Source organism: Janthinobacterium sp. BJB426, from assembly GCF_002735705.1.
GTDB lineage: Bacteria > Pseudomonadota > Gammaproteobacteria > Burkholderiales > Burkholderiaceae_D > Janthinobacterium.
Window position 1 is genome coordinate 1 of sequence record NZ_PDZL01000031.1, and the last position, 19,952, is coordinate 19,952.

The following is a 19,952-nucleotide window of genomic DNA, read 5'->3' on the forward strand; positions in this document are numbered from 1 at the left end:
GTGTGCAGGGCGCCGCGCATGTGCAGAACGTCAATGCGTATCACAGCCGCTTGCGGCAATGGCTGCGTCCGTTTCACGGCGTGGCCACGCGCTACCTGCCAAATTACCTGGGCTGGCGCTGGATACTTGACGCCGGGCGCATCCGCTCACCAGAAACGTTATTGAAAGCAACGCTGGGAGCATTCCCACATTTGACGGTGACATAGCCTTGAAGATACGCAAGCCAGGCTGTGCTGACGCCTGGCCGTTTGGCATGCGTGGCAGCCACTGCCACGCATTGATTTTCACACCTTAAAACTCTTCCCACTCGCCTTCGGCAGGCGCCGTGGCCTTGCTGCTGGCGCGCGTCGGGGGCAGGCGCAGGGCAGGGGTGTTGGCCTTGCGGGCTGGCGCGGCAGGGGCTGTCGCTGCCGGCGCGCTGCGCTGGGCGGTTTTCACGCTGAAACGGTCGGTGGCCGCCGCATTGGCATCGAGGCGGAAGACGCTGACCACCTGCGCCAGTTCGCTCGCCTGTTCCTGCATGGCTTCGGCCGCTGCCGAGGCTTCTTCCACCAGGGCTGCATTTTGCTGGGTCACCTGGTCCATTTCAGAAATGGCCTGGTTGACTTGCTCGATGCCCGCGCTCTGCTCTTCGCTGGCGTTGCTGATCTCGCTCATGATGGAGGTCACGAAGCCGATGCTTTGCACGATTTCTTCCATCGTCTTGCCGGCCTTGTCGACCAGGTCCGTGCCCACGTCGACTTTTTGCACGGAGTCGTCGATCAAACCCTTGATCTCTTTCGCCGCCGCTGCCGAACGCTGTGCCAGGTTGCGCACTTCCGTGGCGACCACGGCAAAGCCGCGGCCCTGTTCACCGGCGCGTGCCGCTTCCACGGCCGCGTTCAGGGCCAGGATGTTGGTCTGGAAGGCGATGCCGTCGATGACAGAGATAATATCGACGATTTTCTTCGACGAAGTATTGATCTCGCCCATGGTGGCGACCACTTCGGCTACCACGGCGCCGCCGCGGCTGGCGATGCCGGCTGCGTCGCCGGCCAGTTTATTCGCCTGGCGCGCATTGTCGGCATTCTGTTTCACGGTCGAGGTCAGTTCTTCCATCGACGAGGCCGTTTCTTCCAGTGAACTGGCTTGCTGTTCCGTGCGCGACGACAGGTCCTGGTTGCCGGCGGCGATTTCCGCGGACGCCGTGGCGATGGTGTCGGTGCCGCTGCGTACCTGGCCCACGATGCCGACGAGGCTGTCGTTCATGGTTTTCAGGGCGTGCATCAGCTGGCCCGTTTCATCGCGGCCTTGCGCCGTGATGACGCTGCTCAGGTCGCCCGCTGCCACGGTTTCCGCCACTTTCACGGCGGCGCGGATGGGGCCGGTGATCGAACGCGTGATCCACCAGGCGAAACCGATGCCCATCAGCACGGCCAGCACGCCCATGGTGATCAGGAAGATGCGGGTGCCGCTGTAGGCTTCGATGATGCTGGCGCCGACGCCGTCGGCCGCCTTGATCTGCATGCCGGCAAAGCGTTTTACTTCGGCCAGGTAGGCTACGGTGATCGGCGCGACTTCCTTGTCGAACACGATCTTGGCGCCCGCCACGTCGCCGTCGGCCTTCATCTTGAAGGCGCGTGCGCGCGTCGTCACGTAGTCGGTGCGCACCTTGCGCACGACCTTGAATTGCTCGATCACGGCCGGGTTGAGCAAGGACGCGATGATGTCGTCCTGCAGCTTGCTGGAACGCTCCGCATCGACTTTCAAGTCTTCCTCGATCTTGGCGCGCACGACAGGATCGGTGATTTCAAACGAGGCGACGCCGCGCACGCTGTTGAGTTCAATGATCTTCGACCATTCGGCCACCATGCGCTGGTTCTTGATGCTGGTATTGATGAGGCGGTAAGTCAGGTCGCTGGCCGTTTGCATGCGCACGAGGGCGGTGATGGTCAAGGCGGCAAGCAACAGCAATACGACAGCAAAGCCGACGCCAAGGCGGCTGCCGATGTTCAGGTTTTTCATGTAATTCCTAACAGTTTAATAGTCATGATCGCCGCCGCCAGCAGGGGCGGACAGGCGCCGCAAGGCGCAGGGGATCGGGGTCTTCGGGTGCCGCGTGATGGCTGTGCGGCGCGCCACGCTGAGCGTGGCGATGGAGGTAAAGCAAGGGGCATATCGGTCAGGCTGACCGCTGCCCAGCAAGCCGCAAGTATAGCATTGACGCAGAGAAATAGTTTTTCAAAGCAATTTTAATTGTTTTTTGATATTGATTTCCTGTTGTGTTTTTACGTCAAGTACCTAGTCCATAAGTACTATCACTTACATTTCGCCTTACTTTTCCCATCGTTGGCTGGTAAAATACTAATGATAATCATTCGTATTAAAACATCGACCAGGGAATTGTATGCAGCAACAGCGCAAGCCAGGATGTAAACCGATCACCATCGCCGTACTGGGCGCCTTGACCTTGGGCGCCACGCCATTGGCGGCATGGGCACAGGAAAGCTTGCCCGCCGTCACCGTGACGGCCTCGAAGGACAAGGATGGCTATGTCGCCGCCACCTCCGCCAGCGGCACCAAGACGGAAATGGCCTTGCGCGACGTGCCGCAGACGATCAACGTGGTGCCGGCCGCCGTCATCCGCGACCAGAACGCCATGTCGATCCAGGACGTCATGAAGAATATCCCTGGCGTGGGCTTGTCGACGGGCGACGGCCAGCGCGACCAGGTATTCATCCGCGGTTTCACGGCCATCGGCGACCAGTTCGTCGACGGCTTCCGCGATGACGCGCTGTATTTCCGCGACCTGTCGAACGTGGAGCGCCTGGAAGTGATCAAGGGACCGGCCGCCGTGCTGTACGGCCGCGGTTCCTCGGGCGGCCTGCTCAACCGCATCACCAAAAAACCGGGTATCGATATCACGGACGTGGCCCTGAGCCTGACGAACACGAAAGGGCGTCGCGGCGAAGTCGACGTGGCCCGTGTCGGAGAGACGGTGGACTGGCGTTTTACGGGCGCGCGCGAGTTGTCAGACAGCTACCGCGACCAGCAATTCATCAACCGCACGGCGCTGGCGCCTTCCGTGGCCATCCGCCTCTCCGGCGCCACCAAGCTGCTGCTGCAGGGTGACTACCTGGAAGACCGCCGCCTGACGGACTTCGGCATCCCGTCCTACCACGGCCGTCCCGTCGCCGTCGATGCGGGCACCTATTATGGCGCCGCGAATGCACGCGATGCGGACTTCAGCCAGTCGCGCGTGGTCTCCACGGCCGCCACCCTGACGCACAAGTTCAGCGACAGCTTGTCGCTGCGCAATGCCTTCCGCTACTACGACTATCACCTGGACCGCAACAACACGAATATTTCCGGCAACGTCAACGAAGTCAAGGGCACGATGAGCCTGGGCCACGCCAAGCTCAACCGCGACGAGAGCGGCTGGTTCAACCAGACGGAACTGACGCAAAAGCTGGTCACGGGCACCATGCGCCACGAAGTGCTGTACGGCGCCGAATTCGGCAAGCAAAACAAGGATGCCAACAGTTGGGCCGCCATCGCTGTAACGACACCTGCGAAGCCCGTGTCGATCTTCAATCCTGTTCTGCCCGTCGTCGATCGCAGCAAGCTGGGCGCGCGCAGTGATACCTTCGGTACCTACGACACGGCCGCTGCCTACGTGCAGGACGCCATCAGCTTCAGCGACGAGTGGAAGGCGCTGGCCGGCCTGCGCTACGACCGCTACAAGCAGCAGTCGCGCCTGGCCAATGCGCTGGGCGTGACGACGGCGGATTTGTCGCGCACGGATTCGGCCTACAGCCCCCGCGCCGGCCTCGTCTGGCAACCGAGCGCCGTGCAATCGTACTACGCGTCGTGGAGCCGCTCCTTCCAGCCGAGCGGCGAGAACTTCGCCCTGGCCGCCAACAATGCCGACCTGGCGCCGGAAACCACGCGCAACACGGAAGTGGGTGCCAAGTATGACCTGTGGGGCGGCCGCGCGAATGCCACCGTGTCGCTGTTCCGCCTGGAACGCGACAATATCAAGACCAGCGACCCGATCACGAACCGCATCGTGCCCGTCGGCACGCAACGCACGGACGGCCTGGAACTGACCTTCAACGCCGACTTGCATGACGGCTGGAAAATGATGGCAGGCTACGCTTACCTGGACGCCACCATTACCGATTCCATCGCCGTCGACCGCAGCGTGAATGCGCCGGGCACGACGACGGCCAGTTCCGTCGCCATCAAGGGCAAGCGCGCCACCCTGACTTCGCGCAACACGGCCAATCTGTGGCTGACCAAGGACCTGGGCCACGGCTTCACCGTGGGCGGCGGCGCGAATGCCGTGGGCAGCCGCTTCGCCAATCCGGGCAACACCGTCGTGCTGCCAGGCTACGTGACGGCCGACGCCATGGCCGCGTACCGCACGGGCCGCTATGAAGTGCAGCTCAACGTCAACAATATCGGCGACACGCGCTACATCGTGTCGGGCCACGGTTCCAGCCCGAACCTGAGCTTGCCGGGCGCGCCGCGCAATGTGGCGCTGACCTTGCGCTACAGCCTGTAATTTTTATCGTTTCCTCACAACCCGCTCGCGAGCGGGTTTTTTCATGGGCGGGCGCTGCGCGGGATCGGGGTTGGCAGGCTGGCATTGTTTAGAGGAACTGTTCGGTACCGATAAAATAATGTTGACTATGTGGAATTTTTTCCGGCGGACTAAGCCTTGTCGGAGTTTGAGGGGTAAAATACTGTCATACGGCACAGGCATGGTGCTTATATCTTAGTGATATGACACGACCACGACGCCGTATGACTTTTATTTACTCACATCATAGAGGCCTGAATATGGTTCAGATGTCCAGGCGCCAGTTCCTCCGGGTAACTGGCGCGACCATTGCTGGTTCCAGCCTCGCCTTGCTCGGTTTCGCACCGGGCCAGGCGATGGCGGAAGTGCGGCAATACAAGCTGTCTCGCACCACCGAGACACGCAATACCTGTCCCTACTGTTCGGTAGGATGTGGCGTCCTGCTGTATGGACTGGGCGACGGCGCGAAAAATGCCGTCTCCAGCATCATCCACGTGGAAGGCGATGCCGATCACCCGGTGAACCGCGGCACCTTGTGCCCGAAAGGCGCCAGCCTGGTCGACTTCATCCACAGCCCGAACCGCCTGAAAGTGCCCGAATACCGCGCACCGGGCGGCACGGAATGGCAACCGATCTCCTGGGATGTGGCGCTCGACAAGATCGCGCGCCTGATGAAGGATGACCGCGATGCCAACCTGATCGAAAAGAATGCCGACGGCAAGACCGTCAACCGCTGGCTCTCCACCGGCATGCTTGCCGCGTCCGCCGGCAGCAACGAGGTCGGGTATCTGACCCACAAGACAGTGCGCAGCATGGGGATGCTGACCTTTGATAATCAGGCGCGTGTATGACACGGACCGACGGTGGCAGGTCTTGCCCCGACGTTTGGCCGTGGCGCGATGACGAATCATTGGGTCGATATCAAGAATGCCGACGTGATCCTGGTCATGGGCGGCAATGCAGCAGAAGCACATCCTTGCGGATTCAAATGGGTAACGGAAGCGAAGGCGCATAACAAGGCCAAGCTGATCGTTGTCGATCCGCGTTTTACCCGTACCGCATCCGTGGCAGATTACTACTGCGCCACGCGTACCGGCACGGACATCGTCTTCCTCGGCGCGATCATCAATTATCTGCTGACGAACGACAAGATCCAGCATGAGTACGTGCGCAACTACACGGACATGCCCTTCATCGTGCGCGAAGACTATGCGTTCGAGGACGGCCTGTTCTCGGGTTTCGACAAGGAAAAAGGCAAGTACACCGACAAGGCCACCTGGGATTACGAGATCGGCGACGACGGCTACGCCAAGGTCGACCCGACCCTGGAACACCCGCGCTGCGTCTACCAGATGATGAAGAAGCACTACTCGCGCTACACGACCGAAATGGTCGAACGTACGTGCGGCGTGTCGGCCGACAAGTTCCACAAGGTGGCGGAAGCCCTGGCTTCGACCGCCGTGCCGGGACGCGCCGGTACCATCCTGTACGCGCTGGGCTGGACGCACCATTCGACGGGCGCGCAAACCATCCGCACGGGCGCCATGGTGCAGTTGTTGCTGGGCAATATGGGCATCGCGGGCGGCGGCATGAACGCCTTGCGCGGCCACTCGAACATCCAGGGCTTGACCGATCTGGGCCTGATGTCGAACCTGTTGCCAGGTTACATGACCTTGCCGAACGAGGGCGAGCAGGATTTCGACGCCTATATCGCCGCGCGTGCCACCAAGCCGCTGCGTCCGAACCAGCTCAGCTACTGGAGCAATTACCGCAAATTCCACGTCAGCTTCATGAAGACGTGGTGGGGTGATTTCGCCACGGCGGAGAACAACTACGCCTTCGACTACCTGCCGAAACTGGACAAGCCGTATGACTTGATGCAAGCCATCGAGAACATGCACCAAGGTAAGATGACGGGTTATATCTGCCAGGGCTTCAATGTGCTGGCGTCCGCGCCGAACAAGCAGAAGGTCACGGAAGCGCTGTCGAAGCTGAAGTTCCTCGTCATCATGGATCCGCTGGCCGTGGAAACGGGCGAATTCTGGAAGGCGCACGGGCAGTATCACGAAGTCGATCCCACCAAGATCATGACGGAAGTGTTCCGCCTGCCGACCAGCTGCTTCGCCGAAGAACGCGGTTCGCTGGTGAGCTCTTCACGCGTGCTGCAATGGCACTGGCAGGCGGCCGAACCGCCGGGCCAGGCGCGCAGCGACCTGGAGATCATGTCGGGCCTGTTCTTGCGCATGCGCAGCATGTACAAGAAAGAGGGCGGCAAGTTCCCCGATCCGATTCTCAACCTGACGTGGAATTATGCGCAGCCGCATAACCCGCAGCCGGAAGAAATCGCCCGCGAATTCAACGGCAAGGCGCTGGCCGACTTGTACGATCCGAAGGATGCGACCAAGCTGCTGGTGAAGAAAGGCGAGCAGCTGGCTTCGTTTGCGCAATTGCGCGACGACGGCACGACCACCAGCGGTTGCTGGATCTTCGCCGGCAGCTGGACGCAGGCGGGCAACCAGATGGGACGGCGCGACAATAGCGACCCGACCGGCATCGGCCAGACGCTGGGCTGGGCGTGGGCATGGCCGGCCAACCGTCGCGTGCTGTACAACCGTGCTTCGTGCGACTTGAAGGGCAAGCCTTTCGACCCTACCCGCAAGCTGATCGAGTGGAATGGCGCCAACTGGAGCGGGGCCGATATTCCCGATTTCAAGGTCGACGAACCGCCGGAAAACGGCATGGGTCCGTTCATCATGCTGGGCGAGGGTGTGGCGCGCTTCTTTGCGCGTGGCGCCATGGCCGAAGGACCGTTCCCCGAGCATTACGAGCCGTTCGAAAATCCGCTGGGCTACAACCCCATGCATCCGAAAAACCCGCAGGCGACCAGCAATCCGGCCGCGCGCGTGTTCGCAGATGACCGGAAAATGTTCGGCACGCATGAGGAATATCCGCATGTGGCCACCAGCTACCGCCTGACCGAGCATTTCCATTACTGGACCAAGCATGCGCGTCTGAATGCCATCATCCAGCCGCAGCAATTCGTTGAAATCGGCGAAGAGCTGGCCAAGAGCATCGGTGTCGTTGCCGGCGGTGAAGTGCGCGTCAGTTCCAAGCGGGGCCACATCATCGCCAAGGCCGTCGTCACCAAGCGCATCAAGGCGTTGACGATCGAGGGCAAGCAGGTGCATACCGTGGGCCTGCCGCTGCACTGGGGCTTTACGGGCGTGGCCAAGCCGGGGTATCTGATCAATACCTTGACGCCGGGCGTGGGGGATGCGAATTCGCAAACGCCGGAATTCAAGTCCTTCCTCGTGAAGGTGGAAAAAGCATGATGGGAGCTCAATAATGGCACTGCAATCCTTAGATATCCGGCGCCTGTCGGCTACCACGGTAACGCCGCCGCAAGCGCGCAGCCCGGTGACGGGCACCGTGGCCAAGCTGATCGATGTGTCGAAATGCATCGGCTGCAAGGCTTGCCAGACGGCGTGCATGGAATGGAACGACTTGCGTGACGAAGTCGGCGAAAACCATGGCACCTATGACAATCCGACGGACCTGACGCCGCAATCGTGGACGGTGATGCGTTTTGCCGAACATGAAAACAATGACGGCAACCTCGAATGGCTGATCCGCAAGGATGGCTGCATGCACTGCGAGGATCCGGGCTGTCTGAAAGCCTGTCCGGCGCCGGGCGCCATCGTGCAGTACACGAACGGCATTGTGGATTTCCACCAGGAAAACTGCATCGGCTGCGGCTACTGCGTGGCCGGCTGTCCTTTCGACGTGCCCCGCATTTCGAAAAAGGACGACCGCGCCTACAAGTGCACGCTCTGTTCGGACCGCGTCGCCGTGGGCCAGGAACCGGCCTGCGTGAAAACCTGCCCGACGGGCGCCATCGTGTTCGGCACCAAGGAAGACATGAAGGTGCATGCGGAAGAGCGCATCGTCGACCTGAAATCGCGCGGTTTCGAGAACGCGGGCCTGTACGATCCGCTGGGTGTGGGCGGCACGCACGTGATGTACGTGCTGCACCATGCCGACAAGCCGAAGCTGTATTCGAACTTGCCGGAACGTCCGCGCATCAGCCCGATGGTGGGCTTCTGGAAGGGCTGGTCCAAGCCGCTGGCGGTGGCCGGCATGGCCGCCACGGCGCTGGCAGGCTTCTTCCATTACACGCGTGTCGGTCCGAACGAAGTGAGCAAGGATGAAGAGCACGAAGCGCTGGAAGAGGCCAAGCGCATCAAGGAGGAACAGCATGAATCCTAGTGAACATCACGATGGCAAGCTGCGCGACAAGGATGGCAACCCGCTGATTCAGCGCTACGCTCCCAACGAGCGCACGAATCACTGGGTGACCGCCATCACCTTCGTCATGCTGGCCCTGTCCGGCCTGGCCATGTTCCATCCCTCGATGGCGTGGCTGGCGAACCTGTTTGGTGGCGGACAATGGACGCGCATCCTGCATCCGTTCGCCGGCCTGGTGATGTTCGTCTCGTTCGCGATCCTCGTGGTGCGCTTCTGGCACCACAACAAGTTCGAGGACGGCGACAAGCAGTGGCTGAAACAGATGGACGACGTGCTCAACAACCGCGAAGAAAAGCTTCCGAAGATCGGCAAATACAATGCCGGCCAGAAGATCCTGTTCTTCGTGCTGCTGGCTTGCATGGTGGGCTTGCTGCTGTCGGGCATCGTGATCTGGCGCGCGTATTTCGCGTTCTACTTCCCGATCCCCGTCATCCGCGCGGCCGCCTTGCTGCACGCCGTGTGCGCGTTCGGCATCATCTGCGCCATCATCGTGCACATCTATGCAGCCCTGTGGGTCAAGGGCTCGATCGGCGCCATGGTGCGCGGCACCGTCACTTACGGCTGGGCGCGCAAGCACCATCCGAAGTGGTTTGAGGCGGTCATTCGCAACAGCAAAGACTGACGGTTTTTTGCTTAATTAGCCCAAGTGCAAGAGCTGGGGTCAGACCCGACGGGTCTGACCCCGGTTTTCCTTTGCGGCTTGCGCTGCACCATATCGATTAGAATACTTTACAGCCCCCTTTTTTGATGGGAAAACTCCATTGGTACAACGCATTCTTCAGCCAGGCGAAATCGAAGGCCTGGACCACAACGCGATTCCGCGCCTGCTGCTGCCGCAGCCTGACAGCCTGTTCAAGGCACGCGCCTTGCGCTTGCGCGAACTGGCGCAGGGGAAAATCAAGGGCATCCCCGTCGACGCGGGCATGCAGGGCTACCTGGTGCTGATGGCGGCGCTGGCCGATGCGCAGGCCGCCGTGGTGGGAAAACTGGCGCCCGGCGCCGTGCCTGCCGCGGACCCCGATGCGCTGCGCCGCGCCATCCAGCACCGCATGCCGGTGCTGCCCGTCAGCGGCGCCCGTCCGCCCGTGTGGCGTGACATCTTTGTCAGCCTGCTCGATGAACTGGCCGCCACGGCGGCAAGCCAGCCGGCCCTGTCCGGCGGCCTGACGCAGGTGCTGGCCCAGTTGCGCGCGCTCGACGTGGCTGCGCTGGACGCCTGCGCCGACGCCGTGCTCGATGAAAACGGCGACAACCTCAATCCCATGCATGCGCCATTCGTCGCCGCCGCCCTGCAAATCCTGTGGTCGGTGTCGGCCAGCGAATTGCGCGCCGCGCGCGTGCCGGACCTGGAAACGGGCACCCTGTGTCCCGTCTGCGGTTCGCACCCCGTCGCCAGCGTGATCCGCATCGGCGGCCAGTCGCAGGGTTACCGCTACCTGCACTGCGGCATTTGCGAAAGCGAATGGCATATGGTGCGCGTCAAGTGCTCGACCTGCGAACAGAATGGCAAGATTGCCTACCAGGGCCTGGACGCGGCCGACGCAAAGCCGTTCGACCCGGTGACGGCGAAGGACGACAAATTGCCCAACAAGGCGAACGATCCGAAGAAGGTGGCGCGCGCGGAAACCTGCGACGATTGCCATACCTATCGAAAAGTCTTCAACCAGGAACATGATTACAACGTCGAGCCCCTGGCCGACGACCTGGCCAGCCTGATGCTCGACCTGCTGGTGGGTGAGGCGGGTTACCAGCGCGCCAGCGGCAATCCGTTGCTGTGGCTGGGAAAGAATGAAAACAGCGAGGGCCATCAGTCATGACGACGGGGCAAACCGTGCGCCTGCCGTCGGTAGACCGCATCCTGGGCGACGCGGCTTGCCTGGCCCTGATTGCGCACCATGGCCGCGTGCAGACGCTGGCCTGCGCGCGCGCCGTGCTGGCCGAACTGCGTACGGCCATGCTGGCGGGCGCAGCGTGCGAAGAGGACGCATCGATTGCCGCCATCGCCGCGCAAATGGGCGAACGGCTGCAGGCGCAAGCGCGCTCGCAGCTGCGCGCCGTCTTCAACCTGACGGGCACCGTGCTGCACACGAACCTGGGCCGCGCGCTGCTGCCCGACGCTGCGGTGCAAGCCGTGGTGGAAGCGCTGCAGTGGCCGATGAATCTGGAATTCGACCTGGAAACGGGCAAGCGCGGCGACCGCGACGACCTGGTCGAGGAATTGCTGCGCGAACTGACGGGGGCCGAAGCTGCCACCATCGTCAACAACAATGCGGCCGCCGTGCTGTTGATGCTCAATACCCTGGCGCAGAATAAAGAGGTCATCGTCTCACGCGGCGAACTCGTGGAAATCGGCGGCGCTTTCCGCATCCCCGATGTGATGACGCGCGCGGGCGCCGTGCTGCGCGAAGTGGGCAGCACCAACCGCACCCACCTGGCCGACTATGCGAACGGGATCAGCGAGCATACCAGCCTGCTGATGAAGGTCCATTGCAGCAATTACGCCATTACGGGTTTCACGAAAAGCGTGGAACTCGACGAACTCGTGCCGCTGGCAGCAAAACATGCAATTCCCACGGCGGTGGACCTGGGCAGCGGCACCCTGGTCGACCTGGCGCAATATGGCTTGCCGCATGAAACGACGGTGCGCGAAACGATAGCGGCGGGTGCCGATCTGGTCACTTTCAGTGGCGACAAACTGCTGGGCGGGCCGCAATGCGGCGTCATCGTCGGGCGTGCCGATCTGATCGCGAAGATCAAGCGCAATCCATTGAAACGCGCACTGCGGGTCGGCAAGCTGACCCTGGCCGCACTGGCCCCCGTGCTGCAGCTGTACCGCGCGCCGGATTTGCTGGCCGAACGGTTGACCACGTTGCGTTTGCTGACGCGTCCCACCGCTGCCATGCGCACGCAGGCGGAAACCCTGCTGCCGCTGCTGCAAAGCGCGCTGGGCTTACAGTACGTGGTGACGGCTGAATCCATGAAAAGCCAGATCGGCAGCGGCGCCTTGCCCGTCGACCAGTTGCCCAGCTTTGGCCTGGCCATCCGCAGCGCGCCCGGTTCGCACCTGAGCAATCCCCTGGGCGTGCTGGAACAGCGTTTGCGTGCCTTGCCGTGCCCCGTGATCGGGCGTATCGGGCAAGACACCCTGTGGCTCGATTTGCGCTGCCTGGAAGCGGCGCACGAGACGGCCTTCATCGCGCAGCTCGCTGAGTTGACGGCATGATCGTCGGCACCGCGGGCCATATCGACCATGGCAAGACGACCCTCACGCGCGCACTGACTGGCGTGCACACGGACCGCCTGAAGGAAGAGCAGGCGCGCGGCATCTCGATTGAACTTGGTTACGCCTATCTGCCGCTGGCGGATGGCACGGTGCTGGGCGTGATCGACGTGCCCGGCCACGAAAAATTCATCCGCACCATGGCTTCCGGCGTGACGGGCATCGATTTCGCCTTGCTCGTGGTGGCGGCCGACGATGGCGTCATGCCGCAGACGCACGAGCACCTGGCCATCTTGCAGCTGCTGGGCGTGGCGCGCGGCGCCGTGGCGCTGACCAAGATCGACCGCGCCGACAGCGCCCGCGTGGCGCAGGTGGAAGCGGATATCGAAGCGCTGCTGGCTGGCACGCCGCTGGCGGGTAGCCCGATTTTCCCCACCGCCGCGAATCGCGACAACGATGCCGGCGTGGCCGCCTTGCTGGCGCACCTGACCCACGTGGCGCGCAGCTTGCCGCAACGCGACGAGCGGCGCTTGTTCCGCCTCGGCGTGGACCGCGTGTTCACCCTGTCGGGGCAGGGCACCATCGTTACCGGCACGGCGCTGGCGGGACGCGCGCGGGTGGGCGACATGCTGCAACTGGCGCCCGGCGATGCACAGGCGCGCGTGCGCAGCATCCATGCGCAGAACCGCGCGGCCGAGGTGGGCATGGCGGGCCAGCGTCTGGCGCTGAACCTGGCCGGCATCGACCGCGAGCGCATCGAGCGGGGCAACTGGATCGTCGCGCCCGAACTGGCGCAGTGTTCCGAGCGCCTCGACGTGGAACTGACCCTGCTGCCCGACGCGGGCGTGCAACTGCAAGCCTGGTCGCCGCTGCACGTGCACCTGGGCGCGGCGCACCAGCTGGCGCGCGCCGTCATGCTCGATGGCGAGACCCTGTCGCCGGGGCAGACGGGCAGGGTGCAGCTGGTGTTCGACGCACCCATGCACGGCGTGCCGGGCGACCGCTTCGTCGTGCGCAATGCGCAAGCCACGCAGACGGTGGGCGGCGGCATGGTGCTCGATCCATTCGGCCCCGCGCGCAAGCGCCGCAGCCCGGCCAGGCTGGCGTGGCTCGATGCGCTGGCCACGTTCATCGCGCAGGGCGACTATGCGGCCCTGCTGGCGCAAAGTCCGCTGGGTTTGCGCGAATCGCTGCTGGTGCGCCTGTCCCTGCTGCCGGCGGCGGCCCTGGCGCTGCCGCCCGACACGCGGCGCATCGCACTGCGCGGTGGCGACGCCCTGTTGCTGGCGCCGGCGGCGTTGCTGGCGCTGGAAGCGCGCGTGCTGGCAGCATTGGAAGCCTTCCACGCGCGCGCGCCCGACGAGGCGGGGCCGGAACTGTGGCGTTTGAAACGCATCGTCGATGCCGAGATGGAAGACGCCTTGTGGAGCCACCTGGTCGAAGGCTTGCTGGCGCGTGGCGAGATACTGGCGCGCGGCGCCAGCTTGCACTTGCCGACGCACAGCGTGGAACTGACGCCGCAGGAGCAGGCGATGGCCGAGCCCTTGCTGGCAGCCTTGGAGCAGGGGCGTTCCGATCCGCCGTGGACGCGCGACCTGGCGCGCGGCTTTGGCCTGGCCGAAGACGACACGCGCCGGCTGTTGCGCAAACTTGCCAAGGCAGGGCAGATCAGCCAGGTCGTGCACGACCTGTTTTATCACCAGGCGGCGCTGGCCGAACTGGCGCAGCTGGTGCGGGAACTGGCGCAAACGGCGGAAGGGGACGCAGGATTACCGGCCGGCAATGGCGCCGTGGGCGCGGCCACGTTCCGCGACGCCAGCGGCCTGGGCCGCAAGCGGGCGATCCAGGTCTTGGAATTCTTTGACCGCGTCGGTTATACTCGCCGTGTTGGCAATGGGCATCTATTGCGCCCGCAAGCGCTGTGGTCCTATACGGCAGCCTTGCCCAGCAGCTAAGTACTTAGGCTCAGGCACCGCGGAAAGCACACTCATCCGGTGATGTGGCCGGGCTTCAAACCCGGTGGAGGGCGTCAGACGTTCTCCCGTAGGTTCGACTCCTACTGTTTTCCGCCAGTTATTCATCCTTCCCCCGCATGCTGATCGTCCCGGCGTTGGCCTGTTGCCACGTTGCGGGAAATGAATGGCTTAATTGGCAATATGCGACGATGCCAGGGTGAGCCGATGGTAACATCGGCTTGAATCCCCCTGTGGCAGATGAAAGCAAGCATGAAACAAGCAAGCATGGCGTGGCTGCTGGCAGTGGCGCTGCTGATGCCGGCGCCGGCCGCGGCGGTGGACGTGCGCGTCGTCGGCGAGCATTTGCCGCCGTCGAGCATGATGGAAGGCAATGTGGTCGTGGGACGTGAAACGCTCAAGGTGCGCGACATCATGGCGCGCGCCGGTCTTTCCTACAGCATCGAGCTGCTGCCGTGGAAGCGCGCGTACGCGCAGGCGCTGCGCGAGCCTGATACCTGCATCTTTTCCACCAGCCGCACACAGGAGCGCGAAGCGCAATTTCGCTGGATCGGGCCCCTCAACGAAGCGGAATGGATACTCTACGGCCTGGCCGAACGGCACCTGGCCCTGCGCACGCTGGCCGATGCGCGCGGCCTGGTAATCGGCACGGTGCTCGGCGACGCGCGCGACGATTACCTGCGCCAGCGCGGCCTGAGCGTGGCGCCCGTGACGCAGGAGTGGCTCAATCCACAAAAGCTGCTGCTCGGACGCATCGACCTGTGGGCCGTCGGCATGGCGGTGGGCAGCAAGCCGTTTGCCGGCAAGGAGTGGGAGGGCAAGGTGGTGCCGTTGCTGACTTTTAATCGCGTGCAGACTTACCTCGCCTGCAACAAGCAATTGCCCGAGGCGCAGGTGGCGGCCATGCAGCGCGCCGCTGCCGCCATGCGCCGCGACGGCAGCATGGCGCGCGAGCATATTCGCTGAGCCAATGCGCGGATTCAGCTCTCCAGCCACTGGCGCACGCAGTTGCGCCCTTCGCGCTTGGCCTGGTACAGGGCCTGGTCCGCGTGGCTGTAGGCCGTTTCGAAGGCTGTGCCGGCGCGGTTCCAGCTCAAGCCCACGCTGACGGTGATGGGGCGCGTGATGGGCGCGGCATGGCGCTGGCGGCCGACGCTCTCGCAGATGCGCTGCGCCACTTGCGCCGCGTCGTCGCGCGAGGAAGTGGGCCAGACGACGGAAAACTCTTCACCGCCGACCCGGCCGATGGCCGTTTCCTGTCCCAATAGTCCTTTCAGGCAGTCCACCACGGCCTGGATCACGCCGTCGCCGGCCGGGTGGCCGAAGTCGTCGTTGACCTGCTTGAACAGGTCGATATCGAGCACGATCAGCGCCATGTCGCCCTGTGCCAGGCAGCGCGAGGCATGGTCGATCACGGCGCCGCGGTTCAGGGCGCCCGTCAGAGGGTCGTGCGTGGCGCGGTATTCGAGCTGGCCGGCCAGGGTTTGCAACTGGCGGTTCAGCAGATGCATGTCGCGCTCGGCGCGGTCGCTGCGGCCGATCAGGCGCCGCGTCTCGCGCATCAGCCGTTCGTAGTGAGTGATCAATTCACCGAGCACGCGGCGCTGCGCTTCGCCGCTGGCGTGACTGTCGGCGTGCATACGGCGCGCGGCAGCCAGCGCCGCCGCTTCCACGGTGAACAGGTCGGGCTCCAGTCCGGCTTCGGAGATGGCGGCGCGCATGCCCTAGCTGCCCTGCACGGGATGGTCGTGGAAGTCCAGCGCCGTAAAGTCCTGCTGCAGCTCCTCGCCGAATTCCAGGATGGTGTCGTCGTCCTCGTCGTGATACCAGTTCAGGCGCACCTGGTTGCCATCGACGGCCGCCTGGTTCAGGGTGTCGAACAGGGTAAACAGCATCTTCGTGCTGGAGCTGTTGAAGTAGGCCAGCGAGACGTTGACGGTGATGGCCGCCTCGTTGCAGCCTTCCAGGTAGGCGCGCACGGCGGCGATCAGCGGGCCATAGAAGGCGGCCGCGTTTTCCGGATACGACTCGCCCTTGATCGACAGGGTGTGCTGCTCGAAACGGAAGTCGATTTCGGGCGAACTCGGGGTCGCGGCGATGAACAGTGGTGACGGTAATTGCATATGCTTTCCTGAGTCGGCTCTTTCAAATGATGGCTTTGATGCAGAAGATGGTGTGGCCCGGTTCCTGGGGATCCTGGACGAATTCGAATTCCAGCGGCTCGCTGGCGTCGCGCGCCATGGTGAGAAAACCCAGGCCCGCGCCCTTGCTGTCGGCCGGCGCTTCTTCGCGCAAGGCCTTCTTGTACGCCAGGCGGATTTCTTCCATCGTCATCGTGTGCAGCGGTTCCAGGCGGGCGCGGATCTGCGCCACGTTGTCCGTCGAGACGGGGTTGGCGCACAGCAGAAAAAAACTGTCGCCGCGCGTGCCGATACAGAATGAACCGCGCCGCATCTGCTGGTCCAGCTGCGCATCGGGCGTCAGGCTGTCGGCGGAATAATGCATGATGTTTTGCGACATCTCGATGAACGAGGAAAAGATGCGCCGCCGCGTGGGCCCGGCCGCGCCGGCCGTATCGAGGCGCGCCTTGATGGTTTCGGAAATGGCATTCACCACGTGCTGCGAGAAATAGCCCACGTAAAAAAAGATGATGTTGCGCTTGCGCGCCACATTCCAAAACTCGTTGAATTCTTCGTACAGCACGTCCGTGCTCCTGGCTAGCCGGTGACCCGGTTTCTTGTTGATAAGGTGGCTCGATGGCGCCAAAACTACAGGCGGAAACAGAAAAAAGTCAGGTCGTCGCGGCGCGGCTGCTGGCCTTGCCATGCGGCGCTGTCCTGCAGCAGCGCCGCCGCCACCTCGCCGGCGGGAGCGTCGCGCCGCGCCAGCAGCTGCTCGCGCATGCGCCGCTTGCCGTAGGCGATGTCGCGCGCGCCGCCGATCTGGTCGAGCAAGCCGTCGGTGGTGAGGAACAGCAGGCTGCCGGCGGGAATGGCCAGCGTCTCGTTGTGCCAGCAGTAGCCGGCCGGCGTGTCGACATAGCCCACGCCCATGCGCGCGCCATCGATGGCGCGCACGGCCTCTTCGCCCGGCGCGACCACGTGCAGCGCCAGTTTCGCGCCCGCGAAACGCAGGCTGGCGCTGGCCGTGTCGTAGCACAGGAAGGCGCAATCCATGCCGTCGTTCGAGCCGGCGTGGCCGCTGGCCTCGCTGCTGCTGGCGCCGTCCTGGCCCAGCAGGGTCTTGATGGCGCGGCTGACGGCGCCGATCAGGGCGGCCGGATCGTGCGGCCCCAGTTCGCGCAAGGCCTGGCTCAGGGCCGACGAGGCGATCAGTGTCATGAAGGCGCCCGGTACGCCGTGGCCGGTGCAATCGGCGATGGCGGCGAACCAGCCGCCCGCATGGCGCTCGAAGAAGTAAAAATCGCCGCCGACGACGTCGCGCGGCTGCCATTCCAGGTGCGCGTCGGGCAGGGTGGCGCGCAATTCCGCATCGGATGTGCGCAGCAGGGCGCGCTGGATCACGCTGGCGTAATCGATGCTGTGCATGATCTGCCGGTTCTTTTCCGCCTGCATGGTGGCCACCACGTTCATCAGCTGCAAGCCGAAGCCCACGCCGGCCAGCGCGCCATCCTCGGTGATGATGAAGCCGTCGGCCAGCGCCTTCTCGCCCGCTTCCACGGCGCGGAAGGTGAGGTCTTCGATGCTCATGGCGCCGTCGACGATCAGCGGCTCCTTGTCCATGAAGGCGATGCAGCTCTTCTTGCCATACACCTCGTGATAAAAGGGCTTGGACATTTGCGACATGAAGATGTTGCGGCTGATCAAGCCGATGGGACGCTGCTGCTCCGTGACGGGCAGGCTCATCATGTCGCGCCGTTCCGTGAACAATTCCAGCACGGCGAAATTGCTGGCGTCGGCCTGCACGGATTCCGTGGGGATGCAAAGGTCAGCCGCCACGGACGTGCGATAACGGGGAAGATGCAATCGAGAAGCGTTGAACTCCACAGCGGCTACCTTTACATGACGATCGGACCCTTGTTGTCGCGACGGCAAGGCGACTGACAAACAGGCAATATCATCATGGTAGCCCTGGAATGTGACGGCTTGATTACCAGCTTGTCAAAACCGTATGCAAGATGGCTGCATGGCAAGCAACTTACAGGCGCCGGGCCAGCGCCTGGGCCTGTTCCAGCCAGCGCGCGCGCTGCGCTTCGGTGGAATCGATCATGGGACCAAAGCTGGCCACCTTGACAGGCTTGACGCCGCAAAATTCCAGGGTCGTCTTGCGCAGCTGGTGGATGCCGGGCATGTGGTAGACCCAGCGGAAATACCAGGGCGGCGTATCCATCGCCACCAGCAGCTGGGCCGTGCGGCCCTTCAGCAGCTGCGCCGGGAAAGCCTTGCCCGGGCGATACTTGAAGGCAAAGCCGGGCAGGAAGATGCGGTCGACAAAGCCCTTCAGCAGGGCTGGCGCGCCGCCCCACCAGATCGGGTAGGCGAAGACCAGGTGTTCGGCCCAGGTGATGGCCTCCTGCGCCGCCAGCAAGTCCGCCTCCAGCGGCTGCACCTGGCGGTAGCCTTCATGCAGGTTCTGGTCGAAGTCCAGCTGGCCCAGGCGCAGTTCGCGCACGGTATGGCCTGCGCTGCGGGCCGTGGCGGCGTAGGCCTCGGCCAGGGCGGCGCAGAAGCTGTCGCTGGACGGGTGGCCGAGGAGTATCAATACGCGCTTGGGTGTTGTCTTGGTCATGATGCAGGCTATCCGTTAAAGAAGAGCTTGCATGCTAAAGCTTGCCCCTGGGGGCAGAGTCAAGCGGCCTCTTGCAGGCGCTGCTGCGCCAGGCAGTCGTGGATTTCCGTGTCGATGTCAGCCAATTGCGCGTCGAGCTGGCGCAGGCGGGCGATATCCTGCTGTATCTGTGCGCGCTTGTCAGCGATGTGCTGCGACAGGGCGGCCCAGTCGGTATCGTTGCCGGCCAGGATGGGCAGCAGTTCGGCCAGGCGGAAGCCCAGCGCCTGCGCCTGGCGTATCAGCTTCACTTGCGCCAGGTCTTGCTGCGTGTAGACGCGGTAGGCGCCGGAACGGCGCACGTCGCCAAGCAAGCCCAGCGCTTCATAGTGGCGCAAGGCCTTGGGCGAGGTGCCCGCCAGGCGGGCGATTTCTCCGATGTACATGCTTCTTCCTTGTTGAGCTGCGGCGCACGCAGTGTAGCGCAGGTGGCTTGCCAGGCGCTACCTTGCGCGCTGCCTCAGGACGGCTTGCGTGGCGGCACTTTTTTTGCCGTGCACTCGGCGCAGGTGCCGTACAGCGACAGCGCGTGCTCGTGCAGCACGAAGCCCCGCTCGGCGGCGATCTCGTTCTGGCGCAGTTCGATGCCTTCGTCGACGAATTCATCGACCTTGCCGCAACCCGTGCAGACCAGGTGGTCGTGGTGCTGGCCTTCGTTCAGCTCGAAGACGGCGTGGCCCGATTCGAAATGCCGGCGAAACAGAATGCCTGCTTCGGCAAACTGCATCAGCACGCGGTAGATGGTGGCCAGGCCCACGTCGATCTTTTCGGCCAGCAACAGCTTGTAGACATCGTCCGCACTCAGGTGCTTGATCGTGCCTTCTTGAAACAGCTGCAGAATCCGCAAGCGGGGGATGGTGACTTTCAAGCCCGATTCACGCAGTTCCCTCAATATATCCATGTCTCCCATTCCTTTTTGTAGTCGCTTGAGCGAGGTAGTGCATTATATCGCAAATGATAATCATTACTATTCTCATTTGTATTGTGCGGAGTGGAAATAGTATGCTGGCTAGCAGGCCTGTCAACCAGTGACATCGGCGCAAGCTCCGATTGCGTTGCACGCATCTTGCATTGGAATTGCAAAACCAAGGTCGGTATCGCT

At 63.3% G+C, this 19,952-nt stretch carries 16 protein-coding genes, 1 tRNA gene and 1 pseudogene; 10 read left to right on the forward strand and 8 right to left on the reverse strand.

The genetic code is table 11. The features are described 5' to 3' along the window. A pseudogene (locus CSQ93_RS27085) lies at positions 1-206 on the forward strand (IS1595 family transposase); the annotation flags it as partial. Between the two features lie 85 nt (positions 207-291). Here the strand turns inward: CSQ93_RS27085 and CSQ93_RS27090 are convergent. Continuing rightward, positions 292-2,004, reverse strand: a complete 1,713-nt coding sequence (locus CSQ93_RS27090; protein ID WP_099380698.1) for a methyl-accepting chemotaxis protein — start codon at positions 2,002-2,004, stop codon at positions 292-294. 382 nt (positions 2,005-2,386) lie between these two features. Between CSQ93_RS27090 and CSQ93_RS27095 the strand changes: the two genes are divergently transcribed. From CSQ93_RS27095 to CSQ93_RS27140, 9 genes are all read left to right on the forward strand, one after another. Then, positions 2,387-4,546: a TonB-dependent receptor gene (locus tag CSQ93_RS27095; RefSeq protein ID WP_099380699.1), complete on the forward strand. Its 2,160-nt coding sequence runs from the start codon at positions 2,387-2,389 to the stop codon at positions 4,544-4,546. A gap of 278 nt (positions 4,547-4,824) precedes the next feature. Then, positions 4,825-7,896 carry a formate dehydrogenase-N subunit alpha gene (fdnG, locus tag CSQ93_RS27105; protein WP_158301385.1) on the forward strand — a complete coding sequence of 1,024 codons (3,072 nt, stop codon included), beginning with the start codon at positions 4,825-4,827 and terminating at the stop codon, positions 7,894-7,896. A gap of 13 nt (positions 7,897-7,909) precedes the next feature. After that, positions 7,910-8,830, forward strand: coding sequence for a formate dehydrogenase subunit beta (fdxH, locus tag CSQ93_RS27110; protein ID WP_099380701.1), 921 nt, complete (start codon positions 7,910-7,912; stop codon positions 8,828-8,830). After that, positions 8,820-9,491, forward strand: a complete 672-nt coding sequence (locus tag CSQ93_RS27115; RefSeq protein WP_099380702.1) for a formate dehydrogenase subunit gamma — start codon at positions 8,820-8,822, stop codon at positions 9,489-9,491. The genes fdxH and CSQ93_RS27115 overlap by 11 nt, the downstream gene beginning before the upstream one ends. 139 nt (positions 9,492-9,630) lie before the next feature. Continuing rightward, positions 9,631-10,686 carry a formate dehydrogenase accessory protein FdhE gene (gene fdhE, locus CSQ93_RS27120; RefSeq protein WP_099380703.1) on the forward strand — a complete coding sequence of 352 codons (1,056 nt, stop codon included), beginning with the start codon at positions 9,631-9,633 and terminating at the stop codon, positions 10,684-10,686. Continuing rightward, positions 10,683-12,092, forward strand: a complete 1,410-nt coding sequence (gene selA / locus CSQ93_RS27125; protein ID WP_099380704.1) for an L-seryl-tRNA(Sec) selenium transferase — start codon at positions 10,683-10,685, stop codon at positions 12,090-12,092. Before fdhE ends, selA begins: the two co-directional genes overlap by 4 nt. After that, positions 12,089-14,044, forward strand: coding sequence for a selenocysteine-specific translation elongation factor (gene selB, locus CSQ93_RS27130; RefSeq protein ID WP_099380705.1), 1,956 nt, complete (start codon positions 12,089-12,091; stop codon positions 14,042-14,044). The genes selA and selB overlap by 4 nt, the downstream gene beginning before the upstream one ends. Positions 14,045-14,065: 21 nt before the next feature. Beyond that, a tRNA-Sec gene (locus tag CSQ93_RS27135) sits at positions 14,066-14,161 on the forward strand. Positions 14,162-14,314: 153 nt separating this feature from the next. Next, the gene (locus tag CSQ93_RS27140; protein WP_233516368.1) at positions 14,315-15,028 is read left to right on the forward strand and encodes a substrate-binding periplasmic protein; all 714 of its coding nucleotides are present in this window, start codon (positions 14,315-14,317) and stop codon (positions 15,026-15,028) included. A 14-nt stretch (positions 15,029-15,042) separates the two neighbouring features. Here CSQ93_RS27140 and CSQ93_RS27145 read toward each other — a convergent pair whose 3' ends face one another. The 7 genes from CSQ93_RS27145 to fur all read right to left on the reverse strand — a co-directional run bounded on the left by CSQ93_RS27145 (position 15,043) and on the right by fur (position 19,751). Further along, a complete protein-coding gene (locus CSQ93_RS27145) occupies positions 15,043-15,783 on the reverse strand; it encodes a GGDEF domain-containing protein (RefSeq protein ID WP_099380706.1) in 741 nt (246 codons plus the stop codon). A 3-nt stretch (positions 15,784-15,786) separates the two neighbouring features. Beyond that, positions 15,787-16,185: a DUF1987 domain-containing protein gene (locus tag CSQ93_RS27150; RefSeq protein WP_099380707.1), complete on the reverse strand. Its 399-nt coding sequence runs from the start codon at positions 16,183-16,185 to the stop codon at positions 15,787-15,789. 22 nt (positions 16,186-16,207) lie between these two features. Further along, a complete protein-coding gene (locus CSQ93_RS27155) occupies positions 16,208-16,765 on the reverse strand; it encodes a SiaB family protein kinase (RefSeq protein WP_099380708.1) in 558 nt (185 codons plus the stop codon). A gap of 65 nt (positions 16,766-16,830) precedes the next feature. Beyond that, positions 16,831-17,988: a SpoIIE family protein phosphatase gene (locus tag CSQ93_RS27160; protein WP_233516370.1), complete on the reverse strand. Its 1,158-nt coding sequence runs from the start codon at positions 17,986-17,988 to the stop codon at positions 16,831-16,833. Between the two features lie 232 nt (positions 17,989-18,220). Next, the gene (locus CSQ93_RS27165; RefSeq protein WP_099380710.1) at positions 18,221-18,811 is read right to left on the reverse strand and encodes an NAD(P)H-dependent oxidoreductase; all 591 of its coding nucleotides are present in this window, start codon (positions 18,809-18,811) and stop codon (positions 18,221-18,223) included. Positions 18,812-18,870: 59 nt separating this feature from the next. Beyond that, positions 18,871-19,236 carry a MerR family transcriptional regulator gene (locus tag CSQ93_RS27170; protein WP_099380711.1) on the reverse strand — a complete coding sequence of 122 codons (366 nt, stop codon included), beginning with the start codon at positions 19,234-19,236 and terminating at the stop codon, positions 18,871-18,873. 74 nt (positions 19,237-19,310) lie between these two features. After that, positions 19,311-19,751 (reverse strand): ferric iron uptake transcriptional regulator, encoded by a 441-nt coding sequence (fur, locus tag CSQ93_RS27175; RefSeq protein WP_035820181.1) that lies wholly within the window; start codon positions 19,749-19,751, stop codon positions 19,311-19,313. Between the last annotated feature and the right edge of the window lie 201 nt (positions 19,752-19,952).

Excerpts from the sequence above, each read along its gene's own strand:
- CSQ93_RS27090 (WP_099380698.1), bottom strand. The coding sequence starts at position 2,004 with ATGAAAAACCTGAACATCGGCAGCCGCCTTGGCGTCGGCTTTGCTGTC.
- CSQ93_RS27095 (WP_099380699.1), top strand. The coding sequence starts at position 2,387 with ATGCAGCAACAGCGCAAGCCAGGATGTAAACCGATCACCATCGCCGTA.
- fdxH (WP_099380701.1), top strand. The coding sequence starts at position 7,910 with ATGGCACTGCAATCCTTAGATATCCGGCGCCTGTCGGCTACCACGGTA.
- CSQ93_RS27115 (WP_099380702.1), top strand. The coding sequence starts at position 8,820 with ATGAATCCTAGTGAACATCACGATGGCAAGCTGCGCGACAAGGATGGC.
- selA (WP_099380704.1), top strand. The coding sequence starts at position 10,683 with ATGACGACGGGGCAAACCGTGCGCCTGCCGTCGGTAGACCGCATCCTG.
- selB (WP_099380705.1), top strand. The coding sequence starts at position 12,089 with ATGATCGTCGGCACCGCGGGCCATATCGACCATGGCAAGACGACCCTC.
- CSQ93_RS27140 (WP_233516368.1), top strand. The coding sequence starts at position 14,315 with ATGAAACAAGCAAGCATGGCGTGGCTGCTGGCAGTGGCGCTGCTGATG.
- CSQ93_RS27145 (WP_099380706.1), bottom strand. The coding sequence starts at position 15,783 with ATGCGCGCCGCCATCTCCGAAGCCGGACTGGAGCCCGACCTGTTCACC.
- CSQ93_RS27150 (WP_099380707.1), bottom strand. The coding sequence starts at position 16,185 with ATGCAATTACCGTCACCACTGTTCATCGCCGCGACCCCGAGTTCGCCC.
- CSQ93_RS27165 (WP_099380710.1), bottom strand. The coding sequence starts at position 18,811 with ATGACCAAGACAACACCCAAGCGCGTATTGATACTCCTCGGCCACCCG.
- CSQ93_RS27170 (WP_099380711.1), bottom strand. The coding sequence starts at position 19,236 with ATGTACATCGGAGAAATCGCCCGCCTGGCGGGCACCTCGCCCAAGGCC.
- fur (WP_035820181.1), bottom strand. The coding sequence starts at position 19,751 with ATGGATATATTGAGGGAACTGCGTGAATCGGGCTTGAAAGTCACCATC.